Origin of the sequence: Actinokineospora bangkokensis (genome assembly GCF_001940455.1) — a bacterium.
In the GTDB taxonomy this organism is placed as follows: Bacteria; Actinomycetota; Actinomycetes; order Mycobacteriales; family Pseudonocardiaceae; genus Actinokineospora; species Actinokineospora bangkokensis.
Genome location: NZ_MKQR01000032.1, coordinates 64,699 through 89,107 on the forward strand (window position 1 = coordinate 64,699; position 24,409 = coordinate 89,107).

Below are 24,409 nucleotides of genomic sequence, written 5' to 3' on the forward strand. Positions count from 1 at the left end.
ACCGGACCGCTCGTGGGGAACGCCGTGGTGGTCAGGTGGTCTCGCTGAACACCGTCACCGCGGGGCTCGACGACGGGTCCGGCCGCGCGTCGATGTGGACCCACGCCTTGCCCTGCGGCACGGCGAAGGCGACGGAGAAGTGCGCGCTCTCCCCGGGGCGCAGCTCGCCCCCGCCCGCCACCCCGGTGTACCCGGCGGTGGTGTCGATGACCTGCTGGGTCGCGCGCCCGTCCGAGCGGGCCTCCAGCGCCAGCAGGGCGGGCTTGTAGGAGGTCTGGCCGTCGTTCTCCACGGTCATGTCGAAGCCCACCGCCCGCGCCGCCCCGGGCGGGGAGGCCGACCCGGTCGGGGTGAACGACTTGGGCGCCGACACCGTCAGCACCAGGCCCTGCCCCAGCGGGGTGCGCTCGCCACCGCGCACCGACGGGCCGCCCGAGCGCAGCGCCTTCTCGCTCAGCGTGGTCGGCGGGGGCGCCACCGCGGCGGTCTGCTCGGCGCCCGCGCAGCCCGCGACGACGACCAGCACCGAGGCGCAGGCGGCGGTCAGGCGGGCGAGCTTCACCGTGGGACCTTTCTCGCAGGAGGGGGAGCGGGTTCGTGCACCATCCACCATGACGGGCGTTCGGGGCCGATGGCGCCGGTGCCCGTCGTTTGATTCGGTCCTGGTGCCGCCCTGTGGCCGAGCTGTGATCAGCGGGGCACAGCGGGTGATCGACTTCACTGCTCCGGTCGGACGCCCCCGCGGCGGCCGACCGGCCGTGCGCCGCTCACCCCGCGAACGCCAGGAACAGCACGAACAGCGCCACCCCGACCAGCCACGCGGCGATCAGCCACCCGTGGTCGCGCCACGGGGACGGCGCGCGGTCGTCGTCGAGGCCGGGCGTGTGCACCCCGCGCTCCTCGAACCGGTCGACCAGCCGCAGGAGCGCCGCCAGCGGGTGTGGGGCGCGCACGCCGCGATGCTCCCACACCCCGGGGCCCCCGCGTCAGCGGCGCCTGCCCTTGAAGTGGTCGGAGAACGCGCGGGCGATCTCGCGCTGGGCGTCGCGGTCGGCCTGCGCCGCCCGCTTGTCCCAGGCCTTCTTGCCGCGCACCAGGCCCAGTTCCACCTTCACCCGGCCGCCGGAGAAGTACATCGACAGCGGCACCAGGGACAGGCCCGGGTCGTTGACCTTGAGCTGGAGCTTGTCGATCTCGCGGCGGTGCAGGAGCAGCTTGCGCACCCGGCGCGGCGGGTGGTTGGTCCACGTGCCGTAGTCGTACTCGGCGATGTGCAGGCCGCGCAGCCAGACCTCGCCGTCGTCGATGGTGGCGAACGCGTCGGTCAGCGACGCCCGGCCCAGGCGCAGGCTCTTGACCTCGGTGCCCACCAGCGCGACACCGGCCTCGTAGGTGTCGAGCACGAGGTAGTCGTGGCGGGCCTTGCGGTTGGTCGCGACCGTGCCCGGCTGCTTCGCCGCCTTCTTGCCCATGACCCGAGGGTACTGCGCCGGTGACCGGCGTCCCCGCCGCCGAGCGGGGGCGGCGGCGCGCTGGGTAGGACCGGAGAGACTCGAACTCTCACTGGCACGGACCTAAACCGTGTGCCTCTGCCAATTGGGCTACGGTCCCCCGACCGCCCGCGGGCGGTCGGCCCCAGCGTAACGGTGTGGCCGGCGCGCGGGCGCGGTGGTGGGTGATCTACCGTGGTGCGGCCGACGGCGGTTTCCTAGGAGGACACGTGGCCCGCGACCCCGACACCATCCAGCGCGAGATCGAGCAGGCGCGCGACGCGCTGGCCGCGACCCTGGACCAGCTGGGCACCAAGGCCAGCCCGAAGCGGCTGGTCGAGGGCGCCAAGGCCGAGGCGCGCTCGAAGCTGGACGACCCCCGGGTCAAGTACGCGCTCATCGGCGCCGGTGTGCTGGTCGGCCTGCTGGTCGTCCGGAAGATCTTCTCCTGATCGAGCGGCCGCGCGCGGTCCCGGGAGCCCCCGGGGGCCGCGCGCGGCCGTCTGGTCGTCAGGCCGTGGCGGCACCGTCCTGGGCGGCGTCGTCGCCGTCCGCGGCGGTGTCGGTGTCCTTGTTGGGGTCGTCGTCCTTGTTGGGGTCGGCGCTGTCACCGGGGTCGGCGGTGTCCGCCGGGGTGTCGACGCCGGGCTGCTCGTCGGACTCGGGCGCCTTGGCCAGGCGGGCGGTCAGGTAGGCCTCGGTGAAGCCCAGCGCGTCGCCGTCGAGGGTGTGCACGACGGTGCGCCTGCGCGCGGCGGGGGAGATCTGCTCGGCGAGCTGGTCCGCGCGGTCGCGGGCGGCGATCAGGCCCGGCGCGGTGGCGGAGAGCGTGTCGTCGCCGTGGGACACCTCGACCGACCAGTCGTCGCCGTCACGGGTGTAGTTCGCCAGGATAGCTTCGGACAACGCTCGGCCCTCCTTGCGGGTTGTGCGCTCCCCAGGGTAGGCCGCCGGGGGCGACCGTGCTCCCGGTCAGTCCCGCACCAGGCTCTGCATGCCCGTCCACAGCGCGCGCATGATGTGGTCGGCGGCCTGCTCGGCGGTCACGTCGTCGCGGGAGACGTACCAGAGCGAGAGCCGCTCGCAGGCGCCGACGACGACGTGCGCGGACGCCTCCAGCTCCACCTCGGGCGCGTCGGGCAGGAACGACCGGAACAGCGCCACGTCGATCTCCACCTGCTCCTGGCGCAGGGCCTCGATCTCGGCGGCGGCCGCCGGGCCCGCCACCGCGGCCTCGCTGCGCAGCATCAGCGACCACGCGCGCCGGTGGGTGTCGGTGAACTCGAAGAAGGCCACCAGTCCCCGGCGCAGCGCGTCCTCGGCGGACTGCGCGCCGATGACGGACTCGGTGGTCGCCTTGGCCAGCTCCGTGCGCGCCTGCCGGATGCAGGCGACCAGCAGGCCCTCCTTGGAGCCGAAGTACTCGTAGATCATCGGCTTGGAGACCCCGCAGCGCTCGGCGATGTCGTCCACCGAGGTCGCGACGTAGCCGCGCTCGGCGAAGACCTCCTCGGCCACGGCCATCATCTGCTGCTCGCGCTCGGCCCGGGGCATCCGCCGCCTGCGCTGGACCCTGCCCTCGGCCGTTGTCACGGGATTGAGTCTACCGCAAGTAACCTACTCCGAGTAAGCTTGACCCCCGGTAACAGGTAACCGACCTTAACAGCGGAGGCGCGCCGCATGGGCAAGCTCATCCACACCGGTGTGGTGGTCGTCGGCACCGGCTTCTCGGGCATGGGAATGGCGATCCAGCTCCGCAAGCAGGGGCGCGAGGACTTCGTCGTGCTGGAGAAGGCCGCGGACTTCGGCGGCACCTGGCGCGACAACAGCTACCCCGGCTGCGCCTGCGACATCCAGTCGCACATGTACTCGTTCTCCTTCGAGCCCAAGGCCGACTGGAGCCGGGCGTTCGCCCCCCAGCCGGAGATCCACCAGTACATGCGCGACGTGGCGGCCAAGTGGGACCTGGCCCGCAGCACCCGCTTCGGCGTCGAGGTGACCGGCGCGCGCTGGGACGAGGAGGAGAACCGCTGGTACGTGGCCACCCGCTCCGGGGACACCTACGTCGGCCAGTACCTCGTCTCCGGCATCGGCGCGCTGCACGTGCCGCAGGTGCCCCACCTGGAGGGCATCGAGGACTTCCAGGGCGCCACCTTCCACTCCGCCCAGTGGGACCACGACTACGACCTCACCGGCAAGCGGGTCGCGGTGATCGGCACCGGCGCCAGCGCCATCCAGTTCACCCCGCGCATCGCCAAGCAGGTCGAGCACCTGACGCTGTTCCAGCGCACGCCCCCGTGGGTGATGCCCAAGCCCGACCACGCGATCCCCGGGTGGGCCAAGTCCGCCTTCGCCAAGGTCCCGGGCGCCTACCGCGGCTACCGCAACTTCCTGTACTGGCTGAACGAGGTGCGCGCGGTCGGCTTCAACGGCCACCTCGGCGTGCTCAAGGCCGCCTCGAAGCTGGCCGAGATGAACATCAAGCGCTCGGTCAAGGACCCCGACCTCGTCGCGAAGCTCACGCCCGACTACGTCATGGGCTGCAAGCGGGTGCTGATCTCCAACGACTACTACCCGACCTTCAACCGGCCGAACGTGGACCTGGAGACCTCCGGGGTGGCGCGGGTGACGGCGAACGGCATCGTCACCGGCGACGGCCGCGAGGTCGAGGTCGACGCGATCATCTACGGCACCGGGTTCCAGGTCGTCGACGCCATGCAGCACCTCGACATCACCGGCCGCGACGGCGTGGAGCTGGGCAAGCTGTGGGCCGAGGCGGGCATCAACACCTACAACGGCATCAACGTCGCGGGCTTCCCCAACCTGTTCTTCCTGCTCGGCCCGAACACCGGCCTGGGGCACAACTCGGTGGTGTTCATGATCGAGGCCCAGCTGACCTACATCCGCGAGGCCATGGCCCTGGCCGAGCAGCACAACGTCGAGGCCATCGACGTGCGCGCCTCGGCCCAGGAGCGGTTCAACGCCGAGATCCAGCGCAAGCTGCGCGACGGCGTGTGGACCCAGGGCGGCTGCCAGAGCTGGTACCTCGACGCCCAGGGCGTCAACCGCACCCTGTGGCCCGGGTTCACCTGGCGCTACTGGCTGCGCACCCGCAAGGTCGACGCCGCCGACTTCGAGCTGATCACCCGCAGCCGCACCCCGCAGCTGGCGGGTCGCTGACCCGCCGCCCGGGGCGTTCCCGCCGGACGCCCCGGGCACCCGCGCGGCCCGGCTCGACGAGCCGGGCCGCGCGCTGCCGGGGTCAGTTGATGCAGGCCGGGCCCGCGGGCTGCTCCTGCGCCTTGGCGGGCGCGCCCAGGTCGAGCAGCGGGGCGCCGGTGAGGCCGTTGGTCTCCTCGTAGTCCTTGCCCAGGATCACCGTGACCTTGCCCTTGCCCAGGGCCGAGTCCTTCTCCACCGCGTAGTCGCCGCCGAGCGCGTCGGCCACCATCTGCCCCTGCGCCTGCTGACCGGTGGCGAAGCGCACGACGGTCTTGGCGCGGTTGGCCGCGTTGCCGGTGGCGCCCTCGGTGAAGCCCTTGCCGGTGAGCACCTTCGCCACGTCGGCGGCCAGCCCGGTGCGGCCGGAGCCGTTGAGCACGTTCACCGTGGGCTTGGTGCTGTCGGCCTCGGTCGAGCCGGGTTCCGAGGAGGACCCGGTGGGGGCGGTGCTGGTGGGGGCGTTGGGGTTGAGCAAGTGCTGGACGAAGGCCCGCACCTCGTCCGGGTCGATCTGGATGGCCTGGCCGTCGTCGGGGGTGGGCAGGTCGGGGCGGCCGGTGGGGATCGTCTTGAACTGGATCTTGCCGCCGGTGACGCCGATCATCTGCTGGGCGAACTTCATCACGTCCCAGTCCTGGTCGAGCACGACCGACTTGGCGATCGCCTCCTGCAGCTTGGGCAGGGTCGAGGAGCCGGGGGCGATGACGTCCTGGGAGAAGACCTTCTTGGCCATCGCCGACATGAACGTCTGCTGGCGCACGATCCGGTCGAGGTCGCCGTTGGGCAGGCCGTGGCGCTGGCGGACGAAGGCCAGCGCCGGGGCGCCCGCGATGGTCTGCACGCCCGCGGGGAAGTTCGCGCCGGAGAAGCTGTCCTTGACCGCCTTGTTCAGGCACACCTCGACCCCGCCGATGGCGTTGGTGATGTCGTAGAAGCCGAGCAGGTTCACCTCGGCGTAGTGGTCGATGGTGGCGCCGGTGAGGGTGGAGATCGTCTTGATCAGCTCGCGCGCGCCCGCCTGGTTGGTCTGGAGTTCGAGGTCGCGGCCGCTGACGCCCTTCTCCTTGAGCCCGGCGTAGGCGTCGTTCTTCGCCCTGGCGTAGGCGGAGTTGATCTTGTGCTTGCCGAAGCCGGGGATGTCGACGTAGGAGTCGCGCGGGATGGAGATGCCGGTGGCCGGGCTGCCGTCGTTGGGGATCCGGATCAGGATCAGCGTGTCGGTGTTGACCTGCCCGTCGGCCACGCCCGCGTTGAGCGCCGCGAGCTGCTCCTTCGACAGCGGGTTGCCCTGCGCGTCGATGCGCGAGTCCATGCCGACCATGAGGATGTCGACCGCGCCGTCCGGCGGCTTCTCCACCTGCTCGCCGTCGATGACGTTGGCCCTGGTCAGGTCGTCGGCGAAGTCGTCCTGGATCTTCCAGTAGTAGCCCACGGTCGCCAGCACCACGGCCGAGAGCAGCGCCACCAGCACCTTGCCGGGCAGGTACCGCGGCCGCGGGCCGGAGTCCACGAGCGCCGCGGGCCGGGCGGCCGGGCGGTCGCGCGGGCCGATCTTCTCGGTCTCCAGCGCGGACACCGGGCGGCGCGCGGCGGCGCCCGCACCCGCGCGGCGGCGCTCCTCGGCGCGCTCGGGCCTGCGGGCCGGGTCGCGGCGGACTGGGTCGCGGCGGGCCGGGTCGCGCGGCGCCCCCGCCTCCGGGCGCGGCCTGCGCGGCGGCGGCGCGCCCTCGCGGCGGCGGTCGGCTCGGTCGCGGGGGTCGGTCCGGTCGCGCCGTTCCCGGGTCTCGCGGCGGTCACGGCCCTCGGCGCCCCTGCGGTCGGTGCCCCGGCGCTCGGCGCCGCGCGGCTCGCCGCGGCGCTCCCCGGGGGCGCCACCGGCCTCCCGGCGACCGCGCGCGTCGCGGGGGTCGGCGCCGCGGCCCTCGCGCTGGTCGCGGCGGGCGCGCTCGGGCGGGGGCTGCCCGCGCTCGCCCCGGCCCCGGTCAGCGCGGTCGGCGGACTGGCGGGGCACCCGGGCACCGGGTTGCGCGCCGCGACCGCGGTCGGCACGTGCCTGTGCGGACCGCTCCCGGTCCGCGGCGCTGCCTGACCCTGGCGGCCGGTGTTCCACGCCTCGCTCCTCCCTGCCGGCCGTGCGCGAGACCCGGTCGCGCACGTCGTCCACACGGCCACGCCCGCGCCGACCCGTCACGGGTCAGACGCGGACAACCGCCCCCAGGTTGTCCGTACTGTGACACACCCGGTGCGCGGCCCAGGTGTCGGCCGTCGCCCGAGTGGGTAACCCGGGTCATCCGCTCACCCTTTCGTGCACCTGCGGCACCGCCGCCGACCTGCGCCGACGCGGCCGCAGCCGGGCGGGCCAAGCGGTGCCGACAGCGCAGCCCAGCGCGAGCGCGATCGTGACGAGGTGCACAGCCGTGCCCACGTCGCTGACGGTGGTGACCATGGGCGGCACGCACGCCACCGCGGCCAGCAGCCACGGCCACGGCATCGCCGCGGTGCCCACGCGCACCGAGTGCAGCAGGTACCAGCCCAGCAGCAGGTGCACGACCCCGGACATCGGGTCCAGCGGCAGCCCCAGCAGCACCGACCCGTGCGCGGTGCCGGTGATGCCGGTCACCGCGAAGCCCGCGATGCCCAGCGCCCCGTAGGCGGTGCCCAGCGCCGCCGCGACGGCGTCCCACCGGCTCGACCCGGCGCGCGGGGCCGGGGCGACCGGGGCGTGCCGGTGCTTCTCGAACAGCAGGAACGCCAGCACCGTCGGCACCACCAGCAGCCCCACCGCCGCCAGCACCCGCGGCCGCAGCACCAGGCCCTGCGCCCCGGTCCAGCGCACGGCCCCCACCACGCCCGCCACCAGCAGCAGCGCGCTGAGATAGGTCAGGTAGGAGGTGATCGGCGCCGCCCTGGCGAACCCGATCCACCGCCCCGCCGCGCCCCGCGCGACCCTCGCCACCGCCGCGGGCCCGGGCGCCACCACCAGGCACACCTGGGCGATCCCGAGCAGCAGCACCGCGGGCGCGGACGGCACGAAGCTGGCCGTCTCGGCGGGCTCGGCGATCAGGCCGGGGGAGTGCCCGCCGACGGTCGTCAGCAGCACCAGGCCCACTAGCGCGGCCCCGGCGACCAGCGCGGTGGCCCGCCCGCCCACCCGCCGCAGCACCCCGTCGGCGTGCAGGAAGGACAGCTGCCCGAAGAACAGCGCCAGCAGGATGCCGCCCGCGTGCGCGGCCACCGACCCCGAGCCGAGCACCGCCAGGCCCACCACGCCCGCGGCCAGCGCCGCCGGGGTCAGCAGCGGCGCCCGCCCGTGCAGCCACAGCGCCGCCGGGGCCACGCCGACCACCAGCAGGTACAGCCCGAGCAGCCACAGCGGCTGCGCGACGAGCCTGCCGAAGGCGGCCACCGCCGCGTCCGGGGCGTCGAGCAGGTCCAGCGACAGCGGCACCACCAGCCAGGCGGTGACGAACGCCAGCACCGGGCGGATCAGCCAGGACACCCGCCGCGCCAGGTACCCGGCGTAGCCGTGACCGGTGGCCCGCGCCGCCCGCCAGGCCAGCAGGTTCGAGTCGCCGCCCGCGAAGAAGTACAGCGGCACCAGCTGCAACAGCCAGGTCACCGGCCACAGGTCCGCGGCGGGCACGCCCAGCAGCGGCCCGAACGCCAGCACCGACTCGGCCACCACCACCCCGGCCAGGCTCGCCAGCCGCACCACGCCCAGGTAGGCGGCGCGCTCGCCCTCGGCGGCGCCGAGCGGGTGGGCGTGCTCGCGCGGCACCCGGCGGCGGGTGAAGGCGGGCACCCGCACGGCCAGCAGCACCGCCACGACCAGCAGGCCGATCGCCCAGGCCCCCACCGGCTCGCTGATCGGCGGACCCCAGCGCTGGTGCCAGGAGTTGACCACCAGCCCGGCCGAGTACAGCGAGGCCACCACCCGGCAGGTGCCGCCGGAGCCGCGCGGGTTCAGCTCGCACTGGCGGTGCATGTCCGCGGAGAGCCGCGCGTCGAGCTCGTGCCGGTAGGAGGCGGGCAGCGGCGTGCCCTTGGCGGCGGCGTAGCGCAGCAGGTCGTAGCCGAAGTCGTGGGCCTTGCAGCCGACGGAGAAGTCCCAGCGGGTGTCGTCGTCGCCCCACGGGGTCGAGCAGCCGCCATCGGGGTGCACCACGCGGACCGTGCCGTCCGGGGCGGCGGCGCGGACGGGGGTGACGTGCAGCTCGGCGGTGAAGTCGGCGGGCAGGTCGGCCATCGGGTCGCGCCCGGAGCCGGGGGCGAGCAGCGCGTCGAGCACCCTCGCCGCGGCGGCCGCGGGACCGGCCGGGACGCGCTCGTCGGGCGCCGGGGCCCGGGAGGCCACCACGGCGAACCCCGCCGCGGCCAGCAGCACCAGCAGCAGCCAGCCCACGCGCCCACCGGCCCGGCGCCCGACCGGACCGGCCCCTGGCGCCGCGCCGCTCGGCGCCGCCTGCGTCATCGCCCGCCGGGCGGTGCCTGCCCGCGGGTGCCCTGGATCACGTCCCCCACCGGGGCGAGGCTACCGGTCCCCCGTCGCGGCGCGGCGCACCCCCAGAACGCCGCGCCGCGACCACCCCGGGGGCCGCGCGGGCCTGCCCACCGGACCCGACGACACACGCTAGTGTCCGGTCCTGGCAACCGTCCTGTACTGCCGCCGGGGTCGCGCCGACCCGGTGATCAGGGGTTCCACCTGGGGCAATAGTGCTTTCGGGTGACATGTGACCGCGGTGCGGCGGCAAGATCGGCGGTCCCGTGCGGCAAGAGCGCGAGCGCACGGGCGGTGGGGGAGGACGCGTGGTGGACCGCGGGGCGTTCGGCGCTGCCGTGCGCGCCCACCGGCTGCGCGCCGGGCTGACCCAGGGGGAGCTGGCCGAGCGCGCCGGGCTCAGCGTCCGGGCGCTGCGCTACATCGAGCGCGGCGGCGTCGGCAGGCCGCGCCCGGAGTCCGTGCGCAGGCTGGCCGAGGCGGTCGGCGTCGAGGTGGGGGTGCTCAGCGCCGCGGTGGTGCCCTCGCCGCAGCTGCGGGTGGGCGTGCTCGGGCCGTTCACCGTGACCCGCGACGACGTGCGGCTGCGGGCGGGCGCGGTGAAGCAGCGGGTGCTGCTGGCGCTGCTGGCCCTGCACCCCGGCGAGCGGGTCTCGCACGCGGAGATCGTCGACGTGCTCTGGGGCGAGGACCCGCCCGCCAGCTGCCTGGGCCTGGTGCACACCTACGTCTCCCGGCTGCGCGGCACGCTCGACGCCGGGGACGCCATCGCCTCCGAACCCGGCGGCTACCGGCTCGACGCCACCGCCGAGGAGCTCGACCTGCTGCGCTTCACCGAGCTGGTCGAGCGGGCCCGCGCCACCGGCGGCGCCGCCGCGGTCGACCTGCTGGGCCGGGCGCTGGACTGCTGGCGCGGGCCGGTGCTGGCCGACCTGCCCGACCGGCTGCGCGCCCACCCCACCGCCGAGGCGCTGGCCGTGCGCCGCCGCGAGGTCGCCCTGGAGCACGCTGACCTGGCGCTGGCCCTGGGCGCCCACACCGCCGTGGTGCGGGTGCTGCGCGCGCTGGTGCCGCACGACCCGCTGCACGAGGGCCTGCACGCGCGGCTGGGGCTGGCGCTGTCGGGCACCGGCGAGCAGGCCGAGGCGCTGCGGGTGCTCACCGACCTGCGGTCCCGGTTGGACGAGGAGCTGGGCGTCGAGCCCGGCCAGGAGGTGCGGGCGGCGCACGTGCGGGTGCTGCGCGCCGCGCCCGCGCCCGGGCCGCCGCCCGCGGGCCCCGACCCGGCGCTGCCGGTGCCCGCGCAGCTGCCTGCCGAGTCACCCGGGTTCGTCGGCAGGCACGACCCGCTGGGCAAGCTCGACGAGCTGGCGGGGGCCACCGACAGCGGTGTCGTGCCGGTGGTGGTGTCCGGCACGGCGGGCGTGGGCAAGACCGCGCTGGCCCTGCGCTGGGCGCACCGCGCCCGGCACCGCTTCCCCGACGGCCAGCTCAGCGCCAACCTGCGCGGGCACGCCGCGGGCACCCCGCTGAGCACCCACCAGGTGCTCGTGCGGTTCCTGCACGCCCTGGGCGTGGCGCCCGAGCGGGTGCCCGCCGACACCGACGAGGCCGCGGGCCTCTACCGCACCCTGCTCGCGGGCCGCCGGGTGCTGGTGCTGCTGGACAACGCCGCCACCGCCGAGCAGGTCCGCCCGCTGCTGCCCGGCGCCCCCGGCTGCCTGGTCCTGGTCACCAGCCGCGACCGGCTCGCCGGGCTGACCGCCCAGGACGGCGCCCACCAGCTCCCGCTCGACGTGCTGGGCCCCGCCGAGGCCGCCGAGCTGCTCGGCCGGATGGTCGGCACCGCCCGGCTGCGCCGCGAGCCCGCCGCCGCGGCGGAGGTGGCCGAGGTGTGCGGGCACCTGCCGCTGGCGCTGCGCATCGCGGGCGCCAACCTCGCCGTGCGCCCGCAGGTCAGCATCGCCGACTACACCCGCGAGCTGCGCGACCGGGGCAGGCTCGCCGGGCTGGCGGTGCCCGGCGACCAGTCCGCGGCCGTGCGCGCGGCCTTCGACCTGTCCTACGCCAAGCTCGCCCCCGCCGCCCGCAGGCTCTTCCGGCTGCTCGGCCTGGCCCCCGGCGCCGAGGTCGACGCCCCGGCGACCGCCGCGCTGGGCGGGCTGGCCGTGCCCGAGGCCGCCCGGCTGCTGCGCGTGCTGCACAGCGGCAACCTCATCCGCGAGACCGCGCCCGGCCGCTACGCCCTGCACGACCTGCTGCGCGACTACGCCAGGGCCCGCGCCGCTGATGAGGACGACGACCACCGGGGCGCCCTGGTGGGGCTGTTCGACCACTACCTGGCCGAGGTGGAGGCGCACAGCGCCGTGCTCTGGCAGGTCGGCGCCCCGCGCCGGACCGGCACCGAGGACACCGCGCTGGCCTGGCTGGACCTGGAGCTGGGCACCCTGGTGGCCGCGGCCACCGAGGCCGCCGGGCTGGGCCTGCCGCGGTACGCCTGGCGCTTCGCCGAGGCGCTGCGCCCGTTCTTCTTCAACCGCGGCCACGGCGCCGACGGGCTGGCGGTGGCCCGCGCCGCGCTGGCCGCCGCCCGCGCCTGCGGCGACGTCGACGCCGAGGCCTCGGTGCACGACCTGCTCGGGGTCATCCACTGCAACCTCAGCGACTACGCCGCCGCCACCGAGCACCACGGCTGGGCGCTGGAGCTGAGCCAGGGCACCGGCAACCGGGTGGTGGAGGCCGCCGCGCTGCACAACCTGGGCCGCGCCCACTCCCAGCTCGGCCAACCCGCCCAGGCCTCGGCGTACTACGAGCGGTCGCTGCGCCTGCACCGCGACATCGGCAACCGCTTCGGCGAGGCGGGCGCCCTGCACTACCTGGGCGTGGCCGCGCTGTCGCTGGGCAACCCGGAGGAGGCGGTGGCCCGGCACACCGAGGCGCTGGAGCTCAGCGCCCGCATCGGCCACCGGCACGTGCAGGCCGCCGCGTCGCAGGGCCTGGGCCTGGCGCACTGGGCCATGGGCGACCTGCCGCTGGCCACCCGCCGCTACCGGCACGCCCTGTCGGTGTGCCGCCGCTACGGCTACCGCCACGGCGAGGTCAGCATGCTGGTGTGCCTGGCCGAGACCGGCTGCGACGCGGGCGACTACCCGGCCGCCACCGCCCAGGTCCGGCACGCCATGGAGGCCAACCGCGACCTGGGCGAGCGCCGCCACGAGGTCAGCTGCCTGGACATCCTGGGCACCATCGCCCAGCGCACCGGCGAGTGGTCGGCCGCCGCCGAGCACTACGCCCGCGCCCTGGACCTGGCCAGGGAGATCCGCTTCGGCTACGGCGAGGCCTCGGTGCGCATGGGCCAGTGCTCCCTGGCCCGCCGCACCGGCGACCCCGGCGCCGCCATCGACCACGGCCTCGGCGCCCTGACCCTGATGCGCGCCTCCGGCATGCGCCTGCTGGAGGCCAGGGCGCTGACCGAACTCGCCCACGCCCACCTCGACGCCGCCGACCCCGACACCGCCGCCGACCACGTCGAACGCGCCATCACCACCGCCCACCGCACCGGCCAACGCCTCACCGAGGCCCGCGCCCGCCACGTCCGGGCCCTGCTCCACCAACGCGCGGGCAACCGCCCCGCCGCCGTCCTCGACTGGCGCGCCGCCCTCCCCGTCTTCACCGCCCTGGCCGTCCCCGAGGCCGACCACGTCCAAGCCCTCCTGGCCGCCTTCACCGCAACCTGATCCCCCAACACACCCACACCTCCCCGCCCCACCCACCCAGCCAGCCCCTCCCGCTTTTCGCACAAGGCACCCCCCGCTGAACCGGCGGCCCGGCTACGCAGATGCTCGATGGGGTGGTTGTGCTTGGTCGGGGGAGGCGATCATGTGCTACCGAACGGGACGGGCGGGCGTCTTTTCAGCCCGCCTTTTCCCCGCCCGCAGCGCATGATCGCCGGAGGGGCCCCGACCAAGCGCAACCACCGCATCGAGCCGCCCCCCGAATCCCGAAAAGATCGGGCGAAGCCCGATGCCCGACCGAAGCTCGATACCCCCCCCGCATCCCCGCACGTCACTCCCACCACCCCACCGACCACGGCACCACCACGACCGCCCGGCGAACAGCGAGTGACCAGTCCGCGTGTTCCCCGGGGCCGAACGCGCCCCCCTGCGCTCAGCGCACGCCGCGCACCGCTCAGCGCGGTCGGGCTGCCCGCCACCGCCCCCGCGCTGACACTGGGGCCGAGCCGGTGGCGGTCGTCGAGGACCGCCGCCGCGGCGGGTGGGCCGCCGCGGGTTCGGGGCCGGTGGTGGGGAGCGCGTGCGATGGACGAGCAGCAGCAAGACCCGCGGGGCGCCGGTCCGGCGCGGCGGCCCGATGTGCTGGGCCTCACCGTCCCCGACCTGGGCGTCGCCGGGTTCGACCCGCCCGAGGACCGCGGGTACGGGATGGACGGCAAGGCCGTGGTCGTCACCGGCGCGGGCCGGGGGTTGGGCGCCGCGTTCGCCGAGGACCTGGCGGGCGCGGGCGCCGCGGTGGTGGTCAACGACGTCGACCGGGACGCCGCCGAGCGGGTGGCCGCCGGGATCCGGGCGGCGGGCGGGGCCGCGGTGGTCAGCGGGCACACCGTGGCCGACGCGGAGCAGGCCGTGGAGATCGTGGAGCTGTGCGCCCGCGAGTTCGGCGCCGTCGACGGGCTGGTCAACAACGCCGGGCTGAACTACGAGGCGCTGCCGTGGGAGGACGACCCGCGGCGGGTGCGGGAGCTGGTGGAGGTGAACGTGCTCGGGGTGCTCTACACCGGGCTGGCCGCCATCCGGCGGATGCGCGCGGCGGGGCGGGGCGCGATCGTCAACATCTCCTCCGGCGCGCACCTGGGCCAGCGCACGCTGGGCGCGTACGCGGCGAGCAAGGGCGCTGTGGCGTCGCTGACCGCGTCGTGGGCGCTGGACCTGGAGGAGTGCGGCATCCGCGTCAACGCGGTGTGCCCGCGCGCCTACACCAGGATGGTGTGGACCTCCGAGCGCGCGATGCGGACCACCGGCCCGGACAGCACCCCGGAGCTGATCGCGCCGCTGGTGCGGTTCCTGCTCGGCGACCGGTCGGCGGGCATCACCGGCCAGGTGGTGCGGTGCACCGGCACCGAGCTGCACGTGGTCGGCCAGCCGCACCTCAAGGCACCCGTCCTGCGCCGCGACGAGTGGGACGTCGAGAGCGTCGACCGGGCGTTCACCGAGGTGCTCGGCGGGCACCTGGAGCCCTACGGCCTGGAGAAGCGCCTGCCGCCCCGGCTGCGCAAGTGGCTCACCCCCGCCTAGGGGTCGACCACCGGGCAAAGTCGTTGATTGTTAAACAGTGATGGCGGGACACGTATCCTTCCCCTTGAGAACACCGCTCCCGGGGGAAGGAGGTCGCCGCCGTGGCCTGGTCCGGACGCGGTCGCCCCACGCCCTCCCGGGGCTTCACCAGTCGCGAGAACGCATCGGTCTCTCCTGTCGGTCGGTCCGGCGTGGTGTCTGCGGGCGGCGCGGCACCCGCACGCGGGGTCACCAGTCGCGGCTCATCGGGTCCACCTCCCGGGGGTTCCACACCGGACAGAACGCTGCTGAGTGGTACCGGTCACGGGTCGACGGGGTCCAGTGACCCAGTTGTAACCCGAGGGGGTGATACCGCGACCAGTGTGGCGCACGCGGGCCCGCGTCCCGGACTCCGGTCGCTGCCCCGGCCCGCCGTCGCCTACATCCTGGTGTTCGAGCTGGTCGCGCTCGGGGCGACCACCCTGGCCCTGCTCGGCGACCGCGCGGCCAGCGCGACCGAGTGGCGGCGCTTCGGCGCGCTGGTCGTGGCGGGTGCGGCGCACCTGTGGCTGTCCCGGCGCACCGAGGAGGCGCGCCGGGACTCGCGCACCGGCCCGCACGTGGACACCTCGGTGGTGTGGATCCTGCCCGCGATGGTGCTGCTGCCCGCGTGGATGGCGGTGCTGTCGCTGCTGCTGCTGCGCGTCCAGCTCTACCCGGTGGCCCGCCGCCCGCTCTACCGGTTCACCTTCGGCACCGCGGGCATCCTGCTCGCCGCGCTGGCCGCCTTGGCGCTGGTGCGGGTCACCGACCTGGACGTGCTGCGCCGGTTCTCGCTGGTGGAGCTGCTGGTGCTGGTGGCGGCGGCGGTCGTGTACTTCGTGCTCAACCTCGCCTCGATCGCCGGGGTGATCGCCCTGTCGACCCCCAAGCCCACCTGGTCGCTGGTGGCGGGCAGCCGCCGCGACAACGGCATGGCCGCGCTCACGCTGTGCCTGGGCGTGCTGGTGGCGCTGGCCGTGGCGCACGCCTGGGCCGCCCCGCTGCTGGTGGTGCCGCTGCTGTGCGCCCTGGACTGGGGCGCCCTGCAGATCGAGAGCCTGCGCGGCGACTCGCGCACCGACGACAAGACCGACCTGCTCAACAGCCGCGGCTGGTACGAGCAGGTCGACCGGGAGTTCGTCCGCGCCCGCCGCCGGGGCAGCTCGGTGGCCGTCGCGGTGCTCGACCTCGACCACTTCAAGCAGGTCAACGACACCTGGGGCCACCCGGCGGGCGACGCGGTGCTGCGCGCCGTCGGCGCCGTGCTGCACCAGACCACCCGCCAGGGCGACATCGTCGGCCGCTTCGGCGGCGAGGAGTTCGTCCTGCTGCTGCCCGACACCGACGCCCACCAGGCCAGCCTGGTGGCCGAGCGGGTGCGCCGCGGGGTGGCCGAGATGCAGGTCGTGGCCACCGACAAGCGCGGCAACCCGGTCGAGATCGCCGCCCGCACCACCTCCATCGGCATCGCGGCGGCCCCCGCCCCCAGCACCACCCTGGAGTCCCTGCTCCGCCGCGCCGACGCCGCCGTCTACGACGCCAAGAGCACCGGCCGCAACCGCGTCCGGGTCGCCTCCTGAGCGGTCGACCCGGTCGGGGGCGGGGGCCCGTCGGGCAGGGGTGACCCCTGATCTCACCGGACCCGCCGGTGGCGCGTGCCGGATTGCGGGGGCGTTAACGTAAGTTGGCCGGAGTTTGTCCAGAACAGGAACCCGAGTACCCCTTCGGGGAGGGAGACTCCCGGTGGACCTCACCGTCCTGGTGCCGCTGGTCGTGGCCACGGCACTGCTGTTCGACTTCACCAACGGCTTCCACGACACCGCCAACGCCATGGCCACCTCGATCGCGACGGGGGCGCTGCGGCCGAGGGTGGCGGTGGCGCTGTCGGCCGTGCTGAACCTGGCGGGGGCGTTCCTGTCGGTCGAGGTGGCCAAGACGATCTCGGGCGGGGTGGTCGACGACGCCGCGGTCACCCCCGAGGTGGTCTTCGGCGGGCTCGTCGGCGCGATCGTGTGGAACCTGCTGACCTGGTACGTCGGGCTGCCGTCCAGCTCGTCGCACGCGCTGTTCGGCGGGCTGATCGGCGCCGCGTGGGTGGTGGCGGGCGGGTCGGCGGTGCACTTCGGCACGGTGCTGGAGAAGGTGCTGCTGCCCGCGCTCGTCGCCCCGGTGGTGGCGGGGGTCGCGGGCGGTGTGGCGACCTACCTGGCGTTCCGGATCACCCGCCGGGCCACGGCCAGCCGGACCCCGCGCGGGTTCCGGATCGGGCAGGTGGCCTCGGCGTCGCTGCTCTCGCTCGCGCACGGCACCAACGACGCGCAGAAGACGATGGGCATCATCACCCTCACCCTGATCAGCGCGGGCAGCCTGCCGCGCGGCTCCGGCCCGCCGGTGTGGGTGGTCATCGGCGCGGGGGTGGCCATCGCCGCGGGCACCTACCTGGGCGGCTGGCGGATCATCCGCACGCTGGGCTCCGGGATCACCGACATCGGCGCGCCGCAGGGCTTCGCCGCGCAGACCAGCGCCACCGCGGTGATCCTCACCTCGTCGCACATGGGGATCGCGCTGTCGACCACGCACGTGTGCTCGGGCGGCATCCTCGGCGCGGGGCTGGGCACGCCGCAGGCGGTGGTGCGCTGGGGCACGGCGGGCCGGATGGTCCTGGCGTGGCTGACCACGCTGCCCGCCGCCGGGGCCGCGGGCGCGCTAGCCGGGTCGGTGGCCTCCACCGGTGCGGTGGGCACGGTGCTGGTGGCGGTGCTCGGCGTGCTCTTCGCCGGGGGCATCTACCTGGCCTCCCGCCGCGACGCGGTGGGCGCGCACAACGTCAACGACATCCCGGTGGAGCCGCTGGCGACCTCCGGGAGCGGGGGTGAGCGGTGAACTGGGCGGAACTGGCGGAGGTCGTCGTCGCCGCGCTGGTGACCGGCGTCGGCGCGGTGGTGCTGTTCGCCCTCGGGGTGCGGGGCTGGTCCGACCACGCCGACACCCGGTCGGTGGTGGGGCTGGGCACGGCGGTGGTGAGCTTCGCGCTGTGCGCGGCGCTGGTGGGCGTGGGGATCTGGGTCATCGTGTCGAAGTGACGCGCCCGCGCAGCACCCCGTAGCAGGCCAGCGCGGCGAAGGCGGCGGAGATCGCCCCGATGCAGGCCAGCACCACCCCGGTCTGCCACTGCTTCGTCGTCGGCACCGCGGCCAGCAGGTCCAGCACGGGGACCTCGCCCACCGCCGCCATCCCGCGCAGCCCGTTGCCCAGCCCGACCACCGCGGCCGCGCCGAGCACCCAGGCGATCGGCACCAGCGGCCGCGCCGGGGGCGCCAGGTGCGCGGGGACGGGCCCGGGGTCGGTGCGCCGCAACCGCCGCAGCACCCACCAGGTGAGGAACGCGACGCCGACCGCGCTGCCGCCCATCTGGAGGAACTGGTAGATCGGCAGCCCCGGCACCACGTCGTGCTTGAGCCACCGCATCCGGAGCACGGCGAAGCCGTCGTAGTGGGTGAAGGCGTCCCACACCACGTGCGTGACCCCGCCCACCAGGATGGAGCCGAGCAGCGCGGGCGTGACCGGCGTGGGCGCCACCCGCCCGGCCACCCGCTCGCGCACCCACCGCGGCCCCAGCGCCACCAGGGCGGGCGCGGTGAACCGCTCGAACACGACCAGGAACGCCAGGGCCAGCGGCAGGTCGACCACCACGAGCCCCCACCAGCTGTGCGTGACGTCGCCGTCGAGCGGGCGCAGCGCGGCGAAGTACGACAGGTCCGGGGCCATCGACCCCACGACGAGCCCGGGCGCCACCAGCCGCGTCCGCAGCAGGGGCAGCACCGCGACCGGGTGGGCGAGGGTGAAGGGCATGGCACCGACGATCCCGCGATGTCGTGGCGGTCGCACGCAGCTCCTGTGGAGGTGTTGCGCAGATCCCACCCCGACCCCCGCTCCGGGCAAATCGGGCTCGCGCGGCGTGCGCGCGGCACGGCGGTCGGCGCGGGTGCGAGGATGCTGGGCGCACCCGTGAGGAGCGTGGATGAACGAGGACGAGGAGCTGGCGGTGCCCGCTGAGATCCACACCGTCTGCCAGTGCTGCGGCGGTGGCGGCATGGTCGCCGACCCCAAGCTCGCCGTCATCGTCGGCGAGCCCCGCCCCCTCGACAACGGGCGACCCTGCCCGCACTGCGACACGACCGGCCAGTTCGCGGGGATCATCCCGCCGCTGTGACCCGCGCCTGCGCTGCGCGGGGGTGCCCGCCCCGGCGACAATGCCCCCATGGTGTCGAGGCTGGTGCGACGGCGGCGGGCGCGCGGGGTGCTGGCCGCGGTCGGCGTCGGCGCCGTGGTCGGCGGGCTGTTCCTCGGCCCTGAGCAGGTGGTCGACGGTCGCGCGGTGCCGCGGGTCGAGGGCTGGCCGGTGGCCGGTCCCGGCGGCGGGGGCACCGCCGCGCCCGCCCCGACGGCGACCGGCGGTGGGGCGTCGTCCTCGGTCGCCCCGCCCGACCGCTGCGCGGGTGTGATCTCCGCCATGCCGCTGCGCAAGCGGCTGGCCGCGCTGTTGATCGTGGGCGTCAACCCCTCGGGGCCCGCCGCGGCGCTGGCGGCCGTGCGCACCGAGCAGGTCGGTGGCATCTTCCTCGGCGGCAACGCCACGCAGCTGCTGGTCGGCGACGCCCTGGGCCCGGTGCGCGCCGCCGCCGACCTGCCGCTGACCGTCGCCGTCGACGACGAGGGCGGCCGGGTGCAGCGCATCGACGCCCTCGACGGCGACCTCCCCAGCGCCCGCGCGATGGCCGCCACCAGCACCGACGCGCAGGTGCGGGCCCTGGCCGAGCAGCGGGGCGGCCAGTTGCGCGCGCACGGGGTGACCCTGGACTTCGCGCCGGTGGTGGACGTCAGCGACCAGCCGGACGGGGCCGTGATCGGGGACCGCTCGTTCAGCGCCGACCCCGCCACCGCCACCCGCTACGCGGGCGCCTTCGCCGCGGGCCTGCGCGACGCGGGCCTGCTCCCGGTCCTCAAGCACTTCCCCGGCCACGGCCGGGCCGACGGCGACTCCCACGCGGGCCCGGTCAGCACGCCCCCGCTGGACCAGCTCAGGACCGCCGACCTGGAGCCCTACCGCCGCCTGCCCGGCCAGGGCGAGGTGGCGGTGATGGTCGGCCACATGACCGTCCCCGGCCTCACCGACGGCGCCCCGGCCTCCCTCTCCCCGGCCACCTACCGCCTGCTGCGCACCGACCTGCGCTTCGACGGCCTCACCATCACCGACGACCTCGGCTCCATGCGCGCCGTCTCCGCCCGCTACGACCTGCCCGAGGCCGTCCTCGCCGCCCTCAAGTCCGGCGCCGACACCCCCTTCTGGTCCTCCGGCACCCGCCTCACCCCCGTCCTCGACCGCCTCGTCTCCGCCGCCACCACCGGCGAACTCCCCCCGGACCGCATCACCGACGCCCTCCGCCGCGTCCTGCGCGCCAAGTCCGCCTGCTGACCGGCCGACTCCACTGTGGAGGACTCCGGGTGCCCGGAAAAGCGAAGAAGCCCGGTCCGTGTGGACCGGGCTTCTTCGGTGGTGCGCCGCCAGGGACTCGAACCCCGAACCCGCTGGTTAAGAGCCAGCTGCTCTGCCAGTTGAGCTAGCGGCGCTCATCGGGAGGCTTTCCCCGCTGACAGGGAAAAAGTTAGCACAGGCCCCTCGGAGGCCTGAAATCGGGGGGGGTCCCCTGTCCGGATTCGACGGTGTCGCCCCCTTCTGGCGGGGCGTCAGGCACACTGGGACCACCGGGTCGGGTGACGGATGAACGGGTGGTGCCGGATGGTTCGGGGACGGTGGGGGCGGGCCGCGGTGGCCTGCGCGGCGCTCGTGTCGTTGGCGGCGTGCACCGCGGAGGGGGCGACCGCCGTGGGCGGCCAGCCGGGCTCGACCTCGGCACCCGCCACCTCGACGACCCCCGTCACACCGCTGTCGCTGGCCGTGAGCCCGGCGAACACCGCGGCCGACGTGGCCCCGGGGGAGCCGGTGACGATCTCCGCGGCAGGCGGGAAGATCACCCAGGCGGGGGTCACCGGGGAGGACGGCCGGGTGGTGGCCGGTGCGCTGTCGGCCGACGGGGCGACCTGGGCGACGACCGAGGGCCTGGGGTACGGCAAGACCTACACCGCGACCGCCACCGCCCTCGACGCCGCGGGGAAGTCCACCACCGCCACGTCGACCTTCACCACGGTGACGCCGCGGCGGCAGACCGCGCTGTCGATGAACCCGCTCGACGGGCAGGTGGTCGGGGTGGGCCAGGTGTTCGCCTTCTACTTCGACACCGCCATCGCCGACAAGGCCGCCGCCGAGAAGGCCATCAAGGTCGTGACCACGCCGAACGCGGTCGAGGGCGCGTTCCACTGGTTCAGCGACAAGGAGGTGCACTGGCGGCCGAAGGAGTACCTGCCCGCGCACAGCACCGTGACGATCAGCGCCGCGATCTACGGTAAGCCGCTGGGCAACGGCGTCTACGGCCGCGCGGACCGCAACGCCACGATCACCGTGGGCGACTCGGTGGTCGCGGTGGCCGACGGCGCCACCCACCAGATGACGGTGACGGTGAACGGGGTGCTGGCCCGCACCATCCCGATCTCCATGGGCAAGAAGGCGCACGAGACGCCCGCGGGCACCTACACCGTGATGAGCGAGCACCGCGACTACACCATGGACTCGTCGACCTACGGCGTCCCAGCGGACTCTGCCGCGGGGTACCGGACGAAGGTGGAGGTCGCGAGCCGCATGTCCAACAGCGGCATCTTCTACCACTCGGCGCCGTGGTCGGTGCGCGACCAGGGTGCCCGCAACGTCAGCCACGGCTGCATCAACATGACGACCGAGGCCGCGAACTGGCTCCAGTCGATCTCGAACAAGGGTGACGTGATCGTCGTGCAGAACTCCGGCGGTCCGGTGCTGGAGGCCTGGGACGGCCTGAGCGACTGGCAGATCCCGTGGGAGACCTACAAGCAGGGTGGCAAGAGGGGCTGACCCGCCCGCGCCGGGGTGGGGCAGGATGGGTGGATGCGCGAGGTTCGTGAGGTGGAGATCCGGGACGGGATGATCCGGCTGGGCCAGCTGCTCAAGCTGGCGGGTGTGGCCGAGGACGGCGCGCACGCCAAGGACCTGCTCGAAGCGGGCGAGGTCGCCGTCAACGGCGAGGTCGAGCACCGCCGCGGCAGGCAGATCCACCCCGGCGACACCATCCAAGCCGCCACCACCCACCTCAAAGTAACCACCCCCACCCCCTAACCCCCTCCCCTCACCTCTCCCTCTCCCTCTCTCTCAGCTCAATCCACCCCCAGCTCATCCCTCCCCCCGGCTCGCCTTCCCCGCAATGCGGCCGCCAGGCCGCGAGCCGCCCTCCGATGCGGCCGCCAGGCCGCGAGCCCACCCCACCCCCCGCGTCAGGAACCCGCCGCACCGTGGGGGTCCGGGGGGTCGCCCCCCGGGAATGCGAAAGGCCGACCACGTCCGCGCGTTCTGCGGACATGGTCGGCCTTCGGCCGGGTGAGTGACGGGACTTGAACCCGCGACTTCCTGGACCACAACCAGGTGCTCTACCAGCTGAGCTACACCCACCATCGGTCGCCATCGCTGGCGACCTGGGACAGCATAGCGTGCCCCGTCAGGCCTTCGACACCGGGTTAGGCATCCGCGGTGAGCACGGCTTCGGCGACCGCGCGGGCTTCCTCGGTGGAGGGGCCGGGTTGGGGGACGAAGGCGGTGCCGCGGTAGTAGCGCAGCTCGCGGATGGACTCCTTGATGTCGGCGAGGGCGCGGTGGGCGAGGCCCTTGTCCGGCTGCGCGTAGTAGATGCGCGGGTACCAGCGCCTGCACAGCTCCTTGATGGAGGAGACGTCGACCATGCGGTAGTGCAGGTGGGCGTCGAGCTCGGGCATGTCGCGGGTGATGAAGCCGCGGTCGGTGGCGATGGAGTTGCCGCACAGGGGGGCGGTGCGCTCGTCGGGCACCCACTGCCGGACGTAGTCGAGCACCTGCCGCTGGGCCTCGGCGAGGGTGAGCGCGGAGGCGCGCACCTCGTCGGTGAGCCCGGAGCGGGCGTGCATGTCGCGCACCACCTCGGGCATCCCGGCCAGGGTCTCGTCGTCGGTGTGGATCACCAGGTCCACCCCGTCCCCGAGGACGTTGAGCTCGGAGTCGGTGACCAGGGCAGCGATCTCGATGAGGGCGTCCTTGCCCAGGTCGAGGCCGGTCATCTCGCAGTCGATCCACACCAGTCGGTCCGTCACGGGTGGCAGCTTAGCCGGGTGCCCGCGGCGCGCCGGTGGCGCGACGGGCCGTGTCGGCTGCGTCCGGATGGCCCAGTGCGTGTGGCGGCGGGCCTGGCTTTGGATCACCCTGGTGGCATGGGCAAGGACGTGGAGCCGACGGAGTTCACCCGCGCGGACCGCCAGCGGTTCCGGCAGAAGGTGCGCCGGTGCCTGGACGTGTTCGCGCAGATGCTGGCCGAGTCGCGGTTCGAGGCCGACCGGCCGATGGCGGGCCTGGAGATCGAGCTGAACCTGGTCGACGACCAGGGTGACCCGAGCATGCGCAACGCCGAGGTGCTGGCGGCGATCTCCGACCCGGCGTTCCAGACCGAGCTGGGCCAGTTCAACATCGAGATCAACCTGCCGCCGCAGCGGCTGGGCCCGGCGGGGTTGGCCGCGTTCGAGGAGCTGGTGCGCGACGACCTCAACGAGGCCGAGCAGAAGGCGGCCCGGCTGGGCGCGCACATCCTCATGGTGGGCATCCTGCCGACGCTCCAGCGCAAGCACATCACCCTCGACGTGCTGAGCGCGAACCCCCGCTACAAGCTGCTCAACGAGCAGGTGTTCGCCGCGCGCGGCGAGGACCTGGAGATCAACATCGGTGGTCCGGAGCGGCTGGTGGCGCACGCGGACTCGATCGCCCCGGAGAGCGCCTGCACGAGCGTGCAGTACCACCTGCAGGTGGCCCCGGAGGACTTCGCGCGGTACTGGAACGCCAGCCAGGTGGTCGCGGGCATCCAGCTGGCGCTGGGCGCCAACGCCCCTTACCTGTTCGGCAAGCAGCTGTGGGCCGAGACCAGGATCGCGCTGTTCGAGCAGGCCACCGACACCCGGCCGGACGAGCTCAAGGCCCAGGGGGTGCGGCCGAGGGTGTGGTTCGGCGACCGGTGGATCACCTCCATCTTCGACCTGTTCGAGGAGAACGCCCAGTACTACTCCGCGCTGCTGCCGCTGACCGACGACGAGGACCCGGCCGAGGTGCTGGCCAGGGGCGACACGCCGGAGCTGCACGAGCTGCGGCTGCACAACGGCACGATCTACCGGTGGAACCGGCCGATCTACGACGTGGTGCACGGCCGCCCGCACCTGCGGGTGGAGAACCGGGTGCTGCCCGCGGGCCCGTCGGTGGTCGACACGATGGCCAACGGGGCGCTCTACTTCGGCCTGGTGCGGGCGCTGGCCGACGCTGACCGGCCACTGTGGACGCAGATGAGCTTCGCCGCCGCCGAGGACAACTTCCACGCCGCGGCGCGCAACGGCATCGATGCCCGGGTGTACTGGCCGGGGGTCGGGGAGGTGCCCGCGACGGAGCTGGTGCTGCGCAGGCTGCTGCCGCTGGCGCACCAGGGGTTGGACGCGTGGGGGGTGGACCCGGCCGACCGCGACCGGCTGCTCGGGATCATCGAGCAGCGCTGCGTCACCGGCCGAAACGGGGCGTCGTGGCAGGTCGAGACGGTGCAGGGGTTGGAGTCCAGCACGTCGATGAGCCGGGAGCAGGCGCTGCGGGAGATGGTGCGCCGCTACGCCCACCACATGCACACCAACGAACCGGTCCACACCTGGCCCGTCGACTAGGGCGT

The 24,409-nt window shown here is 74.6% G+C and carries 21 protein-coding genes and 3 tRNA genes; 12 read left to right on the forward strand and 12 right to left on the reverse strand.

Going from position 1 to position 24,409, the window contains the following annotated elements:
- Positions 1-31: 31 nt before the first annotated feature.
- The 4 genes from BJP25_RS31255 to BJP25_RS31270 all read right to left on the reverse strand — a co-directional run bounded on the left by BJP25_RS31255 (position 32) and on the right by BJP25_RS31270 (position 1,611).
- Positions 32-562 carry a hypothetical protein gene (locus BJP25_RS31255; RefSeq protein WP_075978670.1) on the reverse strand — a complete coding sequence of 177 codons (531 nt, stop codon included), beginning with the start codon at positions 560-562 and terminating at the stop codon, positions 32-34.
- 205 nt (positions 563-767) lie between these two features.
- Complete coding sequence (locus BJP25_RS31260; protein ID WP_075978671.1) at positions 768-953, reverse strand: hypothetical protein; 186 nt, start codon at positions 951-953, stop codon at positions 768-770.
- 33 nt (positions 954-986) lie between these two features.
- Positions 987-1,472 (reverse strand): SsrA-binding protein SmpB, encoded by a 486-nt coding sequence (gene smpB / locus BJP25_RS31265; protein WP_075978672.1) that lies wholly within the window; start codon positions 1,470-1,472, stop codon positions 987-989.
- Between the two features lie 65 nt (positions 1,473-1,537).
- Positions 1,538-1,611: transfer RNA gene (locus tag BJP25_RS31270), tRNA-Leu, on the reverse strand.
- A gap of 109 nt (positions 1,612-1,720) precedes the next feature.
- Between BJP25_RS31270 and BJP25_RS31275 the strand changes: the two genes are divergently transcribed.
- Entirely contained in the window at positions 1,721-1,942 is a 222-nt protein-coding gene (locus tag BJP25_RS31275; RefSeq protein ID WP_075978673.1) for a DUF3618 domain-containing protein, read from the forward strand.
- Between the two features lie 58 nt (positions 1,943-2,000).
- Here the strand turns inward: BJP25_RS31275 and BJP25_RS31280 are convergent, their stop codons facing one another.
- Positions 2,001-2,396: a hypothetical protein gene (locus tag BJP25_RS31280; RefSeq protein WP_075978674.1), complete on the reverse strand. Its 396-nt coding sequence runs from the start codon at positions 2,394-2,396 to the stop codon at positions 2,001-2,003.
- A gap of 66 nt (positions 2,397-2,462) precedes the next feature.
- The gene (locus BJP25_RS31285; RefSeq protein WP_075978675.1) at positions 2,463-3,044 is read right to left on the reverse strand and encodes a TetR/AcrR family transcriptional regulator; all 582 of its coding nucleotides are present in this window, start codon (positions 3,042-3,044) and stop codon (positions 2,463-2,465) included.
- 126 nt (positions 3,045-3,170) lie between these two features.
- Between BJP25_RS31285 and BJP25_RS31290 the strand changes: the two genes are divergently transcribed.
- The gene (locus BJP25_RS31290) at positions 3,171-4,670 is read left to right on the forward strand and encodes a flavin-containing monooxygenase (protein WP_075978676.1); all 1,500 of its coding nucleotides are present in this window, start codon (positions 3,171-3,173) and stop codon (positions 4,668-4,670) included.
- 82 nt (positions 4,671-4,752) lie between these two features.
- Here BJP25_RS31290 and BJP25_RS31295 read toward each other — a convergent pair whose 3' ends face one another.
- Positions 4,753-6,723, reverse strand: coding sequence for an LCP family protein (locus tag BJP25_RS31295; protein WP_084794817.1), 1,971 nt, complete (start codon positions 6,721-6,723; stop codon positions 4,753-4,755).
- 276 nt (positions 6,724-6,999) lie between these two features.
- On the reverse strand, positions 7,000-9,114 hold the full coding sequence (locus tag BJP25_RS31300) for a phospholipase A2 (protein ID WP_075978677.1): 2,115 nt from the start codon (positions 9,112-9,114) through the stop codon (positions 7,000-7,002).
- A 404-nt stretch (positions 9,115-9,518) separates the two neighbouring features.
- Between BJP25_RS31300 and BJP25_RS31305 the strand changes: the two genes are divergently transcribed.
- From BJP25_RS31305 to BJP25_RS31325, 5 genes are all read left to right on the forward strand, one after another.
- Positions 9,519-12,947 (forward strand): tetratricopeptide repeat protein, encoded by a 3,429-nt coding sequence (locus BJP25_RS31305; protein ID WP_075978678.1) that lies wholly within the window; start codon positions 9,519-9,521, stop codon positions 12,945-12,947.
- A 705-nt stretch (positions 12,948-13,652) separates the two neighbouring features.
- Entirely contained in the window at positions 13,653-14,522 is an 870-nt protein-coding gene (locus tag BJP25_RS31310) for an SDR family NAD(P)-dependent oxidoreductase (RefSeq protein WP_075978788.1), read from the forward strand.
- A gap of 362 nt (positions 14,523-14,884) precedes the next feature.
- The gene (locus BJP25_RS31315) at positions 14,885-16,123 is read left to right on the forward strand and encodes a GGDEF domain-containing protein (protein WP_075978679.1); all 1,239 of its coding nucleotides are present in this window, start codon (positions 14,885-14,887) and stop codon (positions 16,121-16,123) included.
- Between the two features lie 163 nt (positions 16,124-16,286).
- Complete coding sequence (locus BJP25_RS31320) at positions 16,287-17,426, forward strand: inorganic phosphate transporter (protein ID WP_075978680.1); 1,140 nt, start codon at positions 16,287-16,289, stop codon at positions 17,424-17,426.
- Positions 17,423-17,626, forward strand: coding sequence for a hypothetical protein (locus BJP25_RS31325; RefSeq protein ID WP_075978681.1), 204 nt, complete (start codon positions 17,423-17,425; stop codon positions 17,624-17,626). Before BJP25_RS31320 ends, BJP25_RS31325 begins: the two co-directional genes overlap by 4 nt.
- On the opposite strand, the gene BJP25_RS31330 is transcribed toward BJP25_RS31325, so the two are convergent.
- Entirely contained in the window at positions 17,610-18,395 is a 786-nt protein-coding gene (locus BJP25_RS31330) for a DUF4184 family protein (RefSeq protein ID WP_075978682.1), read from the reverse strand. The two genes, BJP25_RS31325 and BJP25_RS31330, sit on opposite strands and share 17 nt — an antisense overlap.
- 169 nt (positions 18,396-18,564) lie before the next feature.
- Here BJP25_RS31330 and BJP25_RS31335 point away from each other — a divergent pair, with 169 nt between their 5' ends.
- Both BJP25_RS31335 and BJP25_RS31340 read left to right on the forward strand, forming a co-directional pair.
- The gene (locus BJP25_RS31335; RefSeq protein WP_075978683.1) at positions 18,565-18,756 is read left to right on the forward strand and encodes a hypothetical protein; all 192 of its coding nucleotides are present in this window, start codon (positions 18,565-18,567) and stop codon (positions 18,754-18,756) included.
- 48 nt (positions 18,757-18,804) lie between these two features.
- The gene (locus tag BJP25_RS31340; RefSeq protein WP_084794823.1) at positions 18,805-20,019 is read left to right on the forward strand and encodes a glycoside hydrolase family 3 N-terminal domain-containing protein; all 1,215 of its coding nucleotides are present in this window, start codon (positions 18,805-18,807) and stop codon (positions 20,017-20,019) included.
- Positions 20,020-20,098: 79 nt separating this feature from the next.
- On the opposite strand, the gene BJP25_RS31345 is transcribed toward BJP25_RS31340, so the two are convergent.
- Positions 20,099-20,174: transfer RNA gene (locus BJP25_RS31345), tRNA-Lys, on the reverse strand.
- 169 nt (positions 20,175-20,343) lie between these two features.
- Here BJP25_RS31345 and BJP25_RS31350 point away from each other — a divergent pair.
- Together BJP25_RS31350 and BJP25_RS31355 are read left to right on the forward strand one after the other, a co-directional pair.
- Positions 20,344-21,546: a L,D-transpeptidase gene (locus tag BJP25_RS31350; RefSeq protein WP_084794825.1), complete on the forward strand. Its 1,203-nt coding sequence runs from the start codon at positions 20,344-20,346 to the stop codon at positions 21,544-21,546.
- A 33-nt stretch (positions 21,547-21,579) separates the two neighbouring features.
- The gene (locus BJP25_RS31355) at positions 21,580-21,807 is read left to right on the forward strand and encodes an RNA-binding S4 domain-containing protein (protein ID WP_075978684.1); all 228 of its coding nucleotides are present in this window, start codon (positions 21,580-21,582) and stop codon (positions 21,805-21,807) included.
- 257 nt (positions 21,808-22,064) lie between these two features.
- Here the strand turns inward: BJP25_RS31355 and BJP25_RS31360 are convergent.
- Positions 22,065-22,137, reverse strand: a tRNA-His gene (locus BJP25_RS31360).
- Between the two features lie 65 nt (positions 22,138-22,202).
- A complete protein-coding gene (gene orn / locus BJP25_RS31365; RefSeq protein ID WP_075978685.1) occupies positions 22,203-22,808 on the reverse strand; it encodes an oligoribonuclease in 606 nt (201 codons plus the stop codon).
- 117 nt (positions 22,809-22,925) lie between these two features.
- Between orn and BJP25_RS31370 the strand changes: the two genes are divergently transcribed.
- Positions 22,926-24,404 carry a glutamate--cysteine ligase family protein gene (locus BJP25_RS31370; RefSeq protein ID WP_075978686.1) on the forward strand — a complete coding sequence of 493 codons (1,479 nt, stop codon included), beginning with the start codon at positions 22,926-22,928 and terminating at the stop codon, positions 24,402-24,404.
- Positions 24,405-24,409 lie beyond the last annotated feature (5 nt).

Coding starts and splice junctions, on each gene's coding strand:
- BJP25_RS31370 (WP_075978686.1), top strand. CDS start 22,926: ATGGGCAAGGACGTGGAGCCGACGGAGTTCACCCGCGCGGACCGCCAG.
- BJP25_RS31330 (WP_075978682.1), bottom strand. CDS start 18,395: ATGCCCTTCACCCTCGCCCACCCGGTCGCGGTGCTGCCCCTGCTGCGG.
- BJP25_RS31310 (WP_075978788.1), top strand. CDS start 13,653: ATGGACGGCAAGGCCGTGGTCGTCACCGGCGCGGGCCGGGGGTTGGGC.
- smpB (WP_075978672.1), bottom strand. CDS start 1,472: ATGGGCAAGAAGGCGGCGAAGCAGCCGGGCACGGTCGCGACCAACCGC.
- BJP25_RS31290 (WP_075978676.1), top strand. CDS start 3,171: ATGGGCAAGCTCATCCACACCGGTGTGGTGGTCGTCGGCACCGGCTTC.
- BJP25_RS31355 (WP_075978684.1), top strand. CDS start 21,580: ATGCGCGAGGTTCGTGAGGTGGAGATCCGGGACGGGATGATCCGGCTG.
- BJP25_RS31350 (WP_084794825.1), top strand. CDS start 20,344: ATGGTTCGGGGACGGTGGGGGCGGGCCGCGGTGGCCTGCGCGGCGCTC.
- BJP25_RS31340 (WP_084794823.1), top strand. CDS start 18,805: ATGGTGTCGAGGCTGGTGCGACGGCGGCGGGCGCGCGGGGTGCTGGCC.
- BJP25_RS31335 (WP_075978683.1), top strand. CDS start 18,565: ATGAACGAGGACGAGGAGCTGGCGGTGCCCGCTGAGATCCACACCGTC.
- BJP25_RS31285 (WP_075978675.1), bottom strand. CDS start 3,044: ATGCCCCGGGCCGAGCGCGAGCAGCAGATGATGGCCGTGGCCGAGGAG.